At 46.4% G+C, this 14,063-nt stretch carries 12 protein-coding genes; 10 read left to right on the forward strand and 2 right to left on the reverse strand.

Annotation, left to right across the window (positions count from 1 at the left end):
• Window positions 1-11 precede the first annotated feature (11 nt).
• The 6 genes from LC508_RS24380 to LC508_RS24405 are packed head-to-tail and all read left to right on the forward strand — an operon-like array spanning window position 12 to window position 7,203.
• Window positions 12-1,880 carry a cache domain-containing sensor histidine kinase gene (locus LC508_RS24380; RefSeq protein ID WP_033140769.1) on the forward strand — a complete coding sequence of 623 codons (1,869 nt, stop codon included), beginning with the start codon at window positions 12-14 and terminating at the stop codon, window positions 1,878-1,880.
• Window positions 1,858-3,417, forward strand: a complete 1,560-nt coding sequence (locus tag LC508_RS24385) for a response regulator transcription factor (protein WP_033140770.1) — start codon at window positions 1,858-1,860, stop codon at window positions 3,415-3,417. The genes LC508_RS24380 and LC508_RS24385 overlap by 23 nt, the downstream gene beginning before the upstream one ends.
• Entirely contained in the window at window positions 3,414-4,286 is an 873-nt protein-coding gene (locus LC508_RS24390; RefSeq protein WP_054352832.1) for a sugar phosphate isomerase/epimerase family protein, read from the forward strand. The genes LC508_RS24385 and LC508_RS24390 overlap by 4 nt, the downstream gene beginning before the upstream one ends.
• A 3-nt stretch (window positions 4,287-4,289) precedes the next feature.
• Window positions 4,290-5,198: a sugar phosphate isomerase/epimerase family protein gene (locus LC508_RS24395; RefSeq protein WP_103732108.1), complete on the forward strand. Its 909-nt coding sequence runs from the start codon at window positions 4,290-4,292 to the stop codon at window positions 5,196-5,198.
• Window positions 5,188-6,165: a zinc-dependent alcohol dehydrogenase gene (locus tag LC508_RS24400; protein ID WP_103732107.1), complete on the forward strand. Its 978-nt coding sequence runs from the start codon at window positions 5,188-5,190 to the stop codon at window positions 6,163-6,165. The genes LC508_RS24395 and LC508_RS24400 overlap by 11 nt, the downstream gene beginning before the upstream one ends.
• Before the next feature lie 9 nt (window positions 6,166-6,174).
• The gene (locus tag LC508_RS24405) at window positions 6,175-7,203 is read left to right on the forward strand and encodes a Gfo/Idh/MocA family protein (protein ID WP_103732106.1); all 1,029 of its coding nucleotides are present in this window, start codon (window positions 6,175-6,177) and stop codon (window positions 7,201-7,203) included.
• 104 nt (window positions 7,204-7,307) lie between these two features.
• On the opposite strand, the gene LC508_RS24410 is transcribed toward LC508_RS24405, so the two are convergent.
• Window positions 7,308-8,243, reverse strand: a complete 936-nt coding sequence (locus tag LC508_RS24410) for a LysR family transcriptional regulator (protein ID WP_103732105.1) — start codon at window positions 8,241-8,243, stop codon at window positions 7,308-7,310.
• A 217-nt stretch (window positions 8,244-8,460) separates the two neighbouring features.
• Between LC508_RS24410 and LC508_RS24415 the strand changes: the two genes are divergently transcribed.
• From LC508_RS24415 to LC508_RS24430, 4 genes are all read left to right on the forward strand, one after another.
• The gene (locus tag LC508_RS24415; RefSeq protein WP_033140776.1) at window positions 8,461-9,765 is read left to right on the forward strand and encodes an NCS2 family permease; all 1,305 of its coding nucleotides are present in this window, start codon (window positions 8,461-8,463) and stop codon (window positions 9,763-9,765) included.
• A gap of 15 nt (window positions 9,766-9,780) precedes the next feature.
• Complete coding sequence (locus tag LC508_RS24420; protein ID WP_103732104.1) at window positions 9,781-11,508, forward strand: adenine deaminase; 1,728 nt, start codon at window positions 9,781-9,783, stop codon at window positions 11,506-11,508.
• A gap of 166 nt (window positions 11,509-11,674) precedes the next feature.
• Window positions 11,675-12,211, forward strand: a complete 537-nt coding sequence (locus LC508_RS24425) for a flavodoxin family protein (RefSeq protein WP_033140778.1) — start codon at window positions 11,675-11,677, stop codon at window positions 12,209-12,211.
• A 23-nt stretch (window positions 12,212-12,234) separates the two neighbouring features.
• A complete protein-coding gene (locus LC508_RS24430) occupies window positions 12,235-12,801 on the forward strand; it encodes a uridine kinase family protein (RefSeq protein ID WP_033140779.1) in 567 nt (188 codons plus the stop codon).
• 57 nt (window positions 12,802-12,858) lie between these two features.
• Here LC508_RS24430 and LC508_RS24435 read toward each other — a convergent pair whose 3' ends face one another.
• Complete coding sequence (locus LC508_RS24435; protein ID WP_033140780.1) at window positions 12,859-14,061, reverse strand: ROK family transcriptional regulator; 1,203 nt, start codon at window positions 14,059-14,061, stop codon at window positions 12,859-12,861.
• Between the last annotated feature and the right edge of the window lie 2 nt (window positions 14,062-14,063).

Consider the following 14,063-nt stretch of genomic DNA (forward strand, 5'->3'; position numbering starts at 1 on the left):
CGCAGGGCAGAATGAAAGAGCATTGGAAAAAATTTGTCAACAGAATGATCAGAATAGTGCGCCGGCTGGGGCTGCAGAAACGATTTCTGCTGCTTGTGGTTTTTGCGGTCATATTTCCTCTGCTTTTTCTGGAAACAGCAACATTTTTTTCCGTGCGCAGAGTCTTTCAGTTGAGTAATTACGAGAATATGCAGCAGGAATTGGACTCTTATAATGTGCTGGTGAACAACCGTCTCAGGGAATACAGTTCTGTGGGAAATAAAATCGCAACCAGCCTGTATACCATCAAGATGTTGGAGAAAACATCAAGTGATAAACAATTGGATGATTTTATACAGACAAATGAGTATTACAAATTTTTGGACGAATGGGCCGGTGAGCTGGAAGATTATATAGCTGTGGAAGTTATAAATAAAAGAGGATTTATAGCCTACAAGCCATATCAGTTCACGGACAGCCGCCTGGAAGAGAGTGTGCTCTTTTCCCATATCATGAGTCTGGAGGAAAGGCAGGTGTGGCTCGGGGCATTCAAATGGGAGAATACGGATAAGTATTCCTCTCCTCCCAGCAGGAAAAACCTGCAGTACCCGCTGATCATATCCACCAAAGTAAAGGGCGCGTATTCCTCAGACTATCTGGGATGCGTAAATCTGTATATCGATCAGTTTCTGCTGTCAGATTTATTGTCAGAGGTTTTGAATTACAGAGAAAAAACAAGTTCACTGTTTTCGGAGGAAGAACTGTTTTTTATTGACAGAAGCGGCAAGATCGTTTCCCATAAAGATCCCGGACAGATTGGGACTTATATTGAAAAGGAGCTGAAAGAAAATTTAAAGCAGAATAAGATTGATCAACCGGAATCTAAAGTCGTGTTTCTGAATGGGGGCAGGGAGAAAAAACTTGTATTCTATTCGGAATCCAAATTAACCGGCATGCGCATGGTGGCACTGGTGGATTATAAGGAGTTCTATCAGGTGATCAACCAGATATTTAAAATGATGGTATTTTTCAGTGTACTTGTACTGGTGGTAGCAGGGATTGTGTCCTGGCTGTATTTTATCAGTATTAAAAAACCGATCAATCAGATTGTTGCAGGTATGAAGCAGGTAGAGAAGAATAATTTCTCTGTTGTGGTGGAGGATGAGGGAAAAGACGAGTTAAATTATCTTACCCAGAGATTTAATAAGATGGTAAACCGGACCGGAGAACTGATAGACCAGAAGATCAGCATGGAGACCGAGAAGAAAGATGCAGAACTGCGCGTATTGGAGGAACAGATCAATCCGCATTTTCTCTATAATACACTGGATATGATCAACTGGATCGCATTTGAGCGCAACGATGAAAAAACATGTCATATTATAGAATCCCTTTCTGAGTTCTACCGGACGGGGCTTAACTCCGGGGAACGGATATACACCGTCAGACAAGAAATCACACATGTAAGCGCTTATATTGAGATTCAGAAAGAACGTTATCAGGGAAAAATAAAATATCATTTCGATATTCAGGAAGAGACCTACCCATATGAAATGGTAAAAGTTGCGCTGCAGCCTCTTGTGGAAAATGCTATTGTCCACGGAATCATTCCCAAGGGAAGCAAGGGGAATATCTGGATCGCGGTGAAGATGGAAAACCATGAAATCCTTTTTCGGGTGGCCGATGACGGACAGGGACTTTCGGAAAAACAGACCATGGAAAAGAAAAGCGGAAGATCCAGTTATGGCCTGCGAAATGTAGATGCCAGAATCAAGATGTACTTTGGTGAGGATTATGGGGTCAGACTTGAACCGGGGGAAAATGGGAACGGCGCTGTATCCGTTATCAGGATTCCCGCAAGGATGGGAGGAGACGGAAATGAAGATCTTATTGGTGGATGATGAGTACTATATTCTGAACGGTTTATATCAGTTGATCCATGCACGTTTTCCCGAACTGGAGATTTTTACGGGAGACTATGTGACAAAAGCAAGAGAAATTCTGTACCGGGAAGAACCTGATATTTTGATCACGGATATCAGAATAGCGGAAGAGAACGGCCTTGATTTTATAAAAAGCATTAAGACAGATTTTCCCCATATGCATGTGTATATTATCAGCGGCTACAGTGAGTTTGAATATGCGAAAACGGCCATTGAGTTAAATGTGAGATATTATATTTTAAAGCCTATAAATCAAAAGAAAGTCGTCGAACTTGTGAGGCAGTCCATAGACCAGATCGCAGAGGAGAAAATCCGCAGGGAAGATGAAAGAAAGACACTGATGCTGGCAAAGAAAAAAGTGGTTTTGGACATGATCTTTGAGGGCGGCTGTTCCGCAGAACTGCAGGTGGAAATCCGGCGGCTTGGCCTGGCCTCACTGTTTGCCGGATACCGTGTGGTCAATATCAGCATAAAGGAATATTGGACGATTGCCACATACTCCCGTTCGGTACAGTTATCTAATCTGAAGATGTTTATACGCAGAAAGCTGGATGACATTTTAGGTGAGGCGGCAGGCAGCCGCTATCTGTGTATCGAAGATGAAACGGGAAATTACACACTGATCACAGGTATGCAGGATGAGCTGTTAGAAGCAGTTCTGGAACAGATTTATTCTGTGCTTTATGAGGATTTTAAGCTTTATACGGAATTTCAGATAAGCAGTTTATATGAGGGAGAATTGAGTTTTTATGCGGCTTACTGCGAATCCAGGGGAATAGGTACGAAGGCATCCAGAGTACTTTTTTACAGCGGCAGTGACAGCAGAATCGTCAAGGAGCTGGAAAAGATCAGATACAAGGCTGTAGATACTATGGAGCAGGAAAACTATATCCAGCTTGCCTCTCTGATAGAGCTTATGATAGTTCGTTTCAGCAGGGAATACGCAGAAAACCGAGTGGTGCAGAACTTTTCCAGAGAGCTGTACAGGGATATTGTAAGTTATCTCAAAGCAAAAATGACAGAATCGGATATACAAATTAATGACGGGCCGGAAGACTTTATTACGGATAATGATGAAACAAAGCTTGTAAATGCATACACGGCATTGGCGGAATGTCTGCGGACATGCCAGCAGCAGATGAATACCCGGAAAAACCGGGAGATGATTAAAAAGGTGATCGCTTATATGGAGGGAGACATCAGTTGTGTATCCCTAGACAGTGCCGCGGAACATGTGAATACAACACCCATATACCTCAGCATTATATTTAAGGAAGTGGAGGGAATCCATTTCAAAGAGTGTCTTATTCAAAAGAAAATAGAGAAGGCAAAAAGGCTTCTGGAAGATACGGAACTGCGTATCTATGAAATCGGTGCACTTGTGGGTTATGCGGATATAAAGTATTTCAGCAAAATGTTCAAACGTTATATCGGTATTACCCCTCAGGAGTACAGAAACCAATTTGATGAGAAAAAGGAGGATGAAAGCAGATGAAAACAGGGGTTTTTACAGTGAGTATGCCGGAATACAGTCCAAAGGAGGCTGTTAGGATATTAAAAGAACTGGGGTATGATGGAGTGGAGTGGCGGGTCGCGCCGTTACCGGACAAAAAGAAAGAAAATATTGCTTATGAGGACAGATACTGGCAGGATAATCAATGTACATTAGATTTAGAGACGATAGAGGAAACAGCAGAGATCATAAAACAGATATGTGCGGAGCAGCAAATCGCTGTATTTGGACTTACCACTTATTTGAAGCCCCATGAGCACAAACAGATAGAGAAGGTTCTGCGGGCTGCAGACATAATGGGGTGCAGGCAGGTTCGTGTATTTACACCGGATTATGATGAGACAAGGAACTATGAAGAGTTGTTTCAGGAGGCCAGAGAGAATGTTAAAATGCTGGAGACACTGGCACATAAATACAAGGTAAAGATTGTATTTGAAATCCATATGGACAATATTCTGGCCAGCGCAAGTGCAGCGCACCGGCTTCTGTGCGGATGCAGACCTGAGGATATGGGGGTCATTTATGACCCGGGAAACCTGGTATATGAGGGGTATGAAAATTATAAGAAAGCATTTGAAATGCTGGGGGATTACATTGCCCATATACATATTAAAAACGGAATGCTGAAACCGGAAGGAACAGATGAAAACGGTGTGCGGCAGTGGAAAAGAAGCTGGACACCATTGAAAGAGGGGAGTGCGGACCTTAAGAAATTGTTTCGTGTGATGAAAGAGATGAATTATCAGGGAAACATATCCGTGGAGGACTTTTCAAATGAAGAAAGTACATACGATAAGCTGAGGCATAATCTGGAATACCTGCATTGGCTTATGGATGTAGAGAAGGACTGATATATGAAATATGAAAAAATTTCTGGGTTTACAGACGAAATCAGCAGTCATCTGGAACAGCAGCTTATAGAAGCCGGCAGGACAGGGATATCTTATCTGGCATTACGGAATATAGACGGGAAAAACATCTGCAGCTATACACCCGGGGAGATTAAAAGGACAGTGCTGCCATTACTGAAAAAATATAAGATGAGAGTTTCATCCCTGGGTTCCCCGCTTGGAAAAATACCAATCTGTGACGAGGAAGCGTTTGCAGAACAGATGCTGCAGGCGGAAAATGCGGCACATATAGCAGAGATATTGGAATGCAGTTATGTGAGGATATTCAGTTTTTACATTCCCACAGGAGATTCCCATTCCATGTGGAGTGAATGTGCTGCAGATAAGGTAGGCAGGCTGGCAGAGGTATTAGGCAGGTATGGAATCAAAGCCCTGCATGAAAATGAAAAAGAAATATTCGGAGATACAAAAGAACATTGTCTGGAATTATTTGAAAAGGTGAACAGTCCTTTTTTGCAGGCAGCTTTTGACTTTGCCAATTTTGTGCAGTGTAAAGAGGAACCGTTAAAAGCATACCGGATGCTGGAACCATATGTGGCCTATTTCCATATCAAAGATGCATTGTCTGAAAATGGTGATACGGTTGTCTGCGGGCAGGGAGATGGCTGTATGGAAACGATTTTGGGGGATGCATTTGGGAAAGGGTACAACGGATTCCTTACATTGGAACCTCATCTTACAAGATTTGAAGGGCTGGAATTATTGGAGCGCAGAGCGGTAAAGGAAATAATCCGGGAAAACAGGGCAGAAGACGGAGCGGAAGCATTTCACATGCAGTATAATGCACTGAATCATATCCTGGAGAGAATTGACAGAAGGAAGAAGAACGGGGGAAAAGATTATGAGAGCTGATAAAATATGTGCTTATGAAAAGGGGAAAGTCAGGCTGGAGAGCTGTGAGGTGAAGCCCCCCGGTGAGAACGAAGTGCTCATTAAAACGTTGTTCAGCACGATCTCTCCGGGCACAGAGCTTGCATGGCTGAACCATATGGAAAATACGCCGGGCGAATATCCCTATTATCCCGGTTACAGTTGCTGCGGCCGTATTGAGGAAGCCGGCAGCGGTGTCCGCGGTCTGGCAGCAGGTGATTTGGTGGTGTGTAATCAAATACATTGTTCACGATTCACCGCCGACGCGCAAAAATGCACAAAAATACCGGAAAAGATAAATCCCCGGGAAGCGTCCGCATTCAGACTGGCCTCTATTTCCCTGCAGGGAATCAGAAAGGCAGATATTCAATTGGGGGATAAAGTGGCAGTTCTGGGCCTTGGGCCTATTGGAAATCTGGCGGCACAGCTTGGATTCTGTGCAGGGGCGGGCAGTGTGACAGGCTTTGATTTTGTGGAGTGGAGGCGTGTGCTGGCAAAGAAATGCGGGATTTTGAGGACAGAGGAAAATGGGGAGGACGAAGCATTCGACAGTGTTTTTGATGTTGTGATTGAAGCTACCGGAGTTCCCCAGGCTGTTAATACAGCACTTAAAATGGTGAAACCACTTGGACGTGTAGTTCTTCTGGGGTCCACAAGGGGAAATACGGACGGCGTCAATTTTTATCGTGATGTACACAGGAAAGGAATCGCTGTCATCGGAGCTCACGAAATGCATAGGGCACAGGATGAGAGGGATCAGTTCGGACATTTTAGAAGTCATCAGAGAGATGAGGAGACGATCATAGATCTTCTTGCACAGAGGAGAATTGTACTGGAACCGCTCATCAGCGAGAACGCTGCTCCTGAATGTGCGCAGACGATTTATGACAGACTGCTCAGTAAAAAAGAGCCGCTGATGCTGGCTGCATTTTGCTGGTGCAGGGAATAGGAGGTATCCATGGAGAAGCTTGGATTTGGTGTTATCGGGTGTGGGTTTATAGGGATGCTCCATGCAGGTGTGATTGCCGCATTGGATGGGGCTTATCTGGCAGCGGTGGCAGATAGTGATGCGGGAAAAACAGAGGAGGCAGTTAGAAAATGGGGCTGCAGAAGTTACAAGGACTACCATGAGATGTTACGGGACCCGGATGTCGCAGTGGTTTCTGTCTGTCTGCCTTCGGGGATGCACAGCAGTGTCACCATAGAGGCAGCCAGGGCCGGGAAACATGTCATCTGTGAAAAGCCCATAGATATTCATGTGGAACGAGCACAGGAGATGGTGGATACCTGCAGGGAATGCGGAGTAGAACTTGGGGTTATTATGCAGCATCGTTTTGATAAGCCCATAGTTTTACTCAAACAGGCGGCGGCTGAGGGAAAACTCGGCAAGCTGCTATGGGGAGCATCAAGAACAATCTGGTACAGAGACGAGGAATATTTTTCAAATCCATGGAGAGGCACCTGGGAGTTTGACGGGGGAGGATCTCTTATGAACCAGTCCATCCATTATATTGACCTGCTGCTTGATATTTTCGGGAAAGTGAAAAGTGTGAACGGAAAGTGCAGACGCCTGCTTCATCAGGAAATCGAGACAGAAGATGTGGGGATAGCTAATCTTGAATTTGCAAACGGCTGTCTTGGAACTGTGGAGGGAACGACAACTGCTTATCCGGGATTGTACGCGGAACTGGCTGTTTTTGCTGAAAAGGGCACAGTTATCATAAGGAACGATGAACTGTTGTTTTATCAGCTGAAAGACGGGGAAAGCAAGGCGTTCAGCTGTCTGCTGAATCCTGCAAAAGCAAATACACTGCATCAGGACGCAGCCATTTCCACAGATTCACACGAACGTCAGTACCGGGATTTTGTACAGGCTGTCACAGAGGGCAGAAAGCCTCTGGTAACAGGAGAGGATGCCCTGGAGAGCCTGAAACTGATAAAAGCCATCTATGAATCGTCAGAACAGGGCAGAGAAATTTATCTGTGACGGTAAAGGGACTGCAGGCACAGCCTGGTGCGTGATGCGGATGCCGATTGCAGCGCCAAAGTATATTTCAGGGGCACTATGGGCATTCTGTAAGGGAATTCCATTTACCGTTTATGCAGATCACCGCCAAAATAATCCTTTGATATCTGAATAAAATCCAGTGCATAGGAGGTCAGATAAGCCCCCTTCCGATATGCGATAATGGTACGTGTAAAGGCATCCGGATCATGAAGGGAAAAGCAGACCGGCGGTGTAGAAAACGTCATGTTCTTAATGTAAGTCTCCGGTGCGAAACAGATTCCTTCATTTTGCTGCACCAGCAGGAGTGCAGCCTGGGTATTCCGGGTATAGAACGGAACCTTAGGCTCAATGCCGTATTTTTTCAGAAGCTGTTCCGTTATGGCGCCTGTATTCTGCTCCGGAAAATGCAGTATGAATTTTTCGCTGCCGAGCTGTGACAAATCCACCTTGGGATAAGGGCCATCCTGACAGACTTTACACTTGGCCTCTTTCGCCAGAGGATGTCGGGGGGAAACTGCCAGCAGGATTTCTTCCCGGCCCAGAGTTTCATATTCCAGCTTGGGGTGCAGGTTTCCGTCGCTGAAAATTGCAAAGTCAATCCGGCTGTCAGTGAGAAGACGCTCCTGGATCGCATATGTCTCCTCCAGAAAATTCAGACGGATGTTGGGATGTATCCGGCGAAATGCCGGCAGGATCCTGGGTATCATGCAGGAGCTGCGCATGAGGGGGAAAGCCACATTCAGTTCTCCGTCATTGAGAGAGCGCAGATCCGCAAGCTCCTTCTCCCAGTCATGAGTCAGTTCCAGTACGCTTGAGGCGTATTCCATATACCGCCTTCCCGCATAAGTGGGGATATAGCAGTTGTCAACTCTGCTGAACAGTTTGATGCCCAGTTCCCGCTCCAGCTTTCCCAGATGTTTGCTGAGGGTCGGCTGGGAAATAAAAAGCTCCTGGGCGGCTTTCGTCATATTCTGATGTTTGGCAATACAAAGCACATAGTTCAATTCGTGGATATTCATAGATTTCTCCTGACCTCTTCTCAGCGAATGGCTGGAATACCGGATGGTACAGCAAGGTACCGGGTCCTATGCCGGATATGGTTTTTGGGGGCACTATTCCACTTTGGAATAGAATTTATAGTTAAGATGAATTAGACTTCCGATTACGGTTATCATACAATGAAAATGGAAAAGAATCAAGGAGTTATACGATTGAGAAAGGCAGGAGAAAATCTATATGAAACAGTGGTTGGAAAAACAATTTAAATTATCAGAGTTTCATTCCAATGTCAGAACAGAGCTTCTGGCCGGTCTGACTACATTTGTGACCATGGCCTATGTTCTGGCAACAGTGCCCAACATGATGGAGTCCGCAGGACTGGACAAGCACGTAATGTTCACGGTGCTGATCTTACTGGTCATCCTTACAACCTGTGCGATGGCATTCTACACGAACCGGCCGTTTGCGCTTGCCCCGGGACTGGGCAGTGTGGGTATTGTGACAGCAATGATAGCTAACGACGGCATTGCGCCTGATGTGGCTTCCGGTGTTATTTTCTGGAGCGGCGTGCTGTTCATTGCAATCTCTTTTCTGGGACTCAGAGAAGCTGTAGTGAAAGTCATTCCCGTCAGTCTGAAACACGCGGTGAGTGCCGGCATCGGTCTGTTCATCGCGCTTTTAGGAGCGAAAAGCTGTGGTCTTATTATCGCAAATGAAGCAAAGAAAAGCCTGGGATTCGGTGACCTGACCGCTCCTACGGTTATTGTTGCAGTCATCGGTTTTGTGATCTTACTGGTACTTAAAACCAGAAATGTGCCGGGAGATATGATTCTGGCCATTGCCCTTACCACACTGGTGGGGATTCCCTTTGGCGTCACAAAAATGCCGGAAAGCCTGTTTACCATGCCGGCCAATATCAGCGGGCAGTTCCTGCATGTGGATTTCCTGGGCGCACTTAATTTTGCATATATTCCATTTTTGATCGCACTTTTTGTACCCGACTTTTTCTCTACTTTCGGAACCGTGCTGGGGGTTGGCGCAAAGGCGGGGTATCTGGATGAGGACGGCAATCTTCCGGGCATTGACAAATGCTTCAAGGTGGATGCAGTGGCTACCAGTTTCGGCGCTCTGTTCGGAATGCCCAGTATGACAACATACCTGGAGTCCTCTGCAGGCGTGGAGGCAGGAGGTAAGACAGGACTTTCCGTAGTGTTTACTTCTGTTTTCTTCGGGCTGGCCCTGTTCCTGGCTCCGATCGCGCTGATGATTCCCTCAGCAGCTACTGCGCCGGTGCTGATGTACATTGGAATCAATATGCTGGGAGCAATGAAAAACATCAAATTCCATGATTTTACAGAGGCATTTCCGTCCTTTGTATGTATTGCATTTACCATCTTCGGAAACAACATTGCCAACGGCATCTGCGCTGCCCTTCCCACCTATGTGGTGATGAAGATCTCAGCAGGAAAGATAAAAGAGATTCGTCCTGTCATGTGGGTGCTGGTGGCAGTCTGTCTGCTTTATTTCTACTCAATTGTGTAAGATGGGAGGTGCCCTGTGGAAAAGGCGGATTTACTCATAAAGAATACGAAAGTTTACAATTCCTACCTGAAATGCTTTATGCCGGCTGATGTATATGTGCAGGATGGAAGGATTTATTATGTGGATACCAGGCAGGAGAATGCGCTTTCTCCGGATGAGGTGCTGGACGGCAGCGGCTGTCTGATGCTGCCGGGGTTTATCGATATACACATGCATATTGAAAGCTCCATGATGACACCTGTTTCCTTTGGGGAACGGGCAGCCTCCTGCGGGGTTACCACGCTGGTGTCCGAGCCTCACGAGATTGCCAATGTCATGGGTGTGCAGGGAATCCATGAGATGATCAACGGGGCAAAAGATTCACCGATTGATATTTTCTACGGAATCCCCAGCAGTGTTCCCTCCACAAATGAAAGCCTGGAGACGACCGGAGGTGTCATCGGATTTGAGGAAATGAAGCACCTCATGAGGGAAGAAGGCGTTGTCTGTGTAGGGGAAATCATGAATTACCGCCAGATTGTCAAGGGGACTGAGATGGAGATCACAAAGTTTCTGGATTACCTTAGAGAGGAAGATCCGCAGGCTGTTATTGAGGGCCACTGCCCTTCTCTTGTCGGCCTGGATCTGGCGAAGTTCCTGTTCAGGGGAATTGACGGTGACCATACAGAGCACACCCTTGAGGAAATCAGACAGCGTTTTGAAAACGGCATGTTCGTGGAACTGCAGGAGAAAATGCTGAAACCGGAGATTTTGGATTATATTATAAAAAATAACCTCTTTGAGCATTGTTGTTTTGTCACGGATGACACCATGGCAGATGCCCTTCTGGAAAAAGGCCAGCTCAATTATATTGTGAAAAAGGCAGTAGAGATGGGATTTCCCCTTGAGGAAGCTGTTTACTGCGCCTCCTATACCCCGGCAAGACGTATGAATCTCAGGGACAGAGGCGCTTTGGCACCGGGGAGAAAGGCAGATTTCCAGCTTATCAGGGAACGGGCAGTCTCTGCCTTTGAACCGGATCGCGTGTTCAAGGACGGTAAGGAGATCTTTTGCAAAGGGGAGACAAAAAGGCAGCTAAAACCCTATGGTTTTCCCACTGAATTTTATCACTCCGTGCACCTTGATAAGATCGAAGCAGAAGACCTGGAACCGAAAGTACCAAAAAGCCGGGGAACCGTTAAAGTCCGTGTCATAGAGGTAAGAGACGGACGCACCCAGACAAGGGAAAAGCAGGTTCGGATGGAAGTGGAAAACGGTCATTTAAAATGGCAAAAAAGCGGCTGCGTGCTGGCAGTTGTGCTGGAACGCCATGGCAAAAACGGTAATATAGGGTACGGATTCGTGACCGGAAACTGTCTGAAACGCGGTGCGGCGGCCACCACATATTACCATGACCATCACAATCTCATGGTGATTGGTGCTGATCCGGAGGATATGCTCATAGCAGCAAGACGGCTGATAGAGCTGCAGGGCGGCATCTGTACTGCCGAAAACGGGCAGATAACAGCAGAACTGCCTCTCCCTGTATGCGGCATTCTTTCAGAGCTTCCGGCGGATGATATCGGAAGAATGCTGGGTGATGTGAGAAGGAGCCTGGAGAATCTGGGATATGAACACTACAATCCAATTATGTCCCTGTGTACCCTGGGCCTGCCGGTCAGCCCGGCTCTGAAGCTGACAGACTGCGGGCTGATCGATGTGGAAAAAGGGGCAGTGGTGCCTCTGGTCATAGAGGAATCATGACAGTCAGAACTGCATGAAATACAACTGAAAAATACCTGTCCTGTCCGCAAACGGGGCGGGTATTTCTGCGTTCGGAAAATTTTCCAGCAGACAATTTGACCCTCCGTAGTGACTTTTTTTCTCCGCAATGTTATAGTGATAGAAACAGGTACAGGAGGAAAAATGAATGAATATATTAGTATTAAACGGCAGTCCCCGCAAAAAGGGAAATACAGAGATCATGGCAGATGCCTTCATAAAAGGAGCATTGGAACAGGGACATCAGGTGGAAAAAGTAAACCTCGGGCATATGAAAATTGCACCCTGTCTGGCCTGTGAATTCTGTTTTACACATAACGGAGTGTGTGTGCAGAAGGATGATATGGCAGAGATACTGGACAAAGTAGACAATGCGGATATGATTGTTTTTGCGTCCCCCATTTACTGGTTTTCCATCAGTGCACAGTTAAAGGCAGCCATAGACAGACTCTACGCCAGGGCAAAAAAAGGATTCAATATCCGCTATGCTGCGCTGCTTTTGGATTCCGCTTCCGATGGTGTTTACCGCTCTGCGGTTGCTGCTTATGAGGATACCTGTTCCTATCTGCGCTGGGAAAATAAAGGGATTCTGACCGTTCCCGGGATGGATGCAAAAGGCGATATGGAACATTCCGACGGTGTGGAAAAAGCATACCGGTTAGGAAAATCCCTGGTGTCAGAATAGCGGAAAGGCGGGTGCTTTTACATATGGAAAAAGGAAAAGCTCTGGTTATCGGTATTGCCGGAGGCAGTGCGTCAGGCAAAACCACACTGTGTAATAAACTGGCAGAGATATTGGAAAAGGAAAGCCCAAAAGTCTTTCATATGGATGAGTATTTCAAACCGGAAGAGCTGCGGCCGAGGGTCCGTGCTCTGACCGGAGACAGAGAATATGTGGATGATAACCATCCGGATACCATGTATCTGCAGCAGCTATACGAGGATATCATAAGAGAAAGAGACTGCGGCAAAACAAGGATCATCCTGGTGGAAGGCCTGCTGACCCTCTATGATGATGCCATCTGCAGCCTGCTGGATCTGAAGCTTTTTGTGGACTGCCGGGCGGACGAACGGATTCTCAGGAGATTAAAACGCAATATGCAGAACGGCCTTTCCCGTGAAGAGATCACGGATGTATATCTGGATACAGTGCGATACCGCCATGACCAGTATGTAGAGCCGTCAAAATGGAGGGCGGATCTTATCTTGAACGGAGCCACTCCTTCTCGGACAGCGATGGATATGATCGTTGATTACATAAGAAAATATGTATAATGAAGACTGCCTTCTGAATGTGGAGTTTAGATATGCTCATTTCAGAAGGCAGTTTTTTTATTCGGAAATACGGTCAGGAAGAGAGATTTTTCCGTCAAATATCCCTTTGAATATCAAAGATGCCGACCCGATCAGAGGGGCGTTTTCACCGAATGAAGAGGGGTAGAGGCGGATATTTTGAAAGCCGTGGTGAAACATATTGGTATTCATATGAGACTCCATTTCATCCAGATAGATAGGAGCCAGTTTCGGCGGGATTTCACCGAATATTATGACTTCGGGATCATAGAGGTTGGCAATGGTGATAAGCAGGGTTTTAAGTGCGTACCGGCACTCTTCCAGCCGGAGTTTCCCCTTCTCATTCAGTCTTTTATCATGTATCATCTGCCATAGATTCGTGACAGAATCTGTTCCCATATCATCCAAAAGCCTGGACACACTGGTATAGGTTTCGATACAGCCTTTTTGTCCGCAGGAACACGGAGGACCCTGCGGATTGATGGAAATATGACCGATTTCACCGGCGAATCCTGCGCTTCCATGCAGAAGTTTACCGTGTATCATGATCCCGGCACCGACGCCGGAGCCGAAACCTACATAGGCAAGTGTGTCTGCTGTTTTGCCTACCCCATAGAACTGTTCTGCAATGGCACTTGCGTTCATATCATTATCGAGATAAACAGGAAGCCGGAACCTTTCTTCCAGCAGTTCACCGATATACAAATTACCGATACTGCAGAAATTCGGCGGATATAGGATCCTTTTTTGTGTGATGTCGAGCGGTCCGATGGACGCGATTCCGATACCCGCAATGAAGCAGTCTCCATGGGAATGCAGCGCTTTTTCCACAAGAGAAACCAGGATCTCTGAGAGGGAAGCATTGTCCGCATCCATGGGAAGTGCACAAAAATCGTGATAGAGAATATTTCCCTGTATCTCCGCGATCATACAATGCACTTCGTACCGTTTCAGCAGTATCCCGATGGCATTGATCCTTCTGGGGACAATGGAAAGAGCGGAGGGCTTTCTCCCGCTGGCATCCCCTGTGTACCAGGTAGAATCCCGGAAGGGAGAATATTTTCTGTCCTCCACATAACCGTCAGCAACCAGGTCGTTGATCAGTCCGCTGATTGCCATTTTAGACAAACCAAGGTGGGAGGAGAGTTCCACACGGTTGGAGGCTTCTCCCAGCGCCAGTGCTTTGATGATGGCAGCCCGGTTGCTGGTTCTTAAAAACTGCATATTCTTTGTGGTTCCCATAA

The organism is Blautia parvula (assembly GCF_020215665.1).
GTDB lineage: Bacteria > Bacillota > Clostridia > Lachnospirales > Lachnospiraceae > Blautia > Blautia celeris.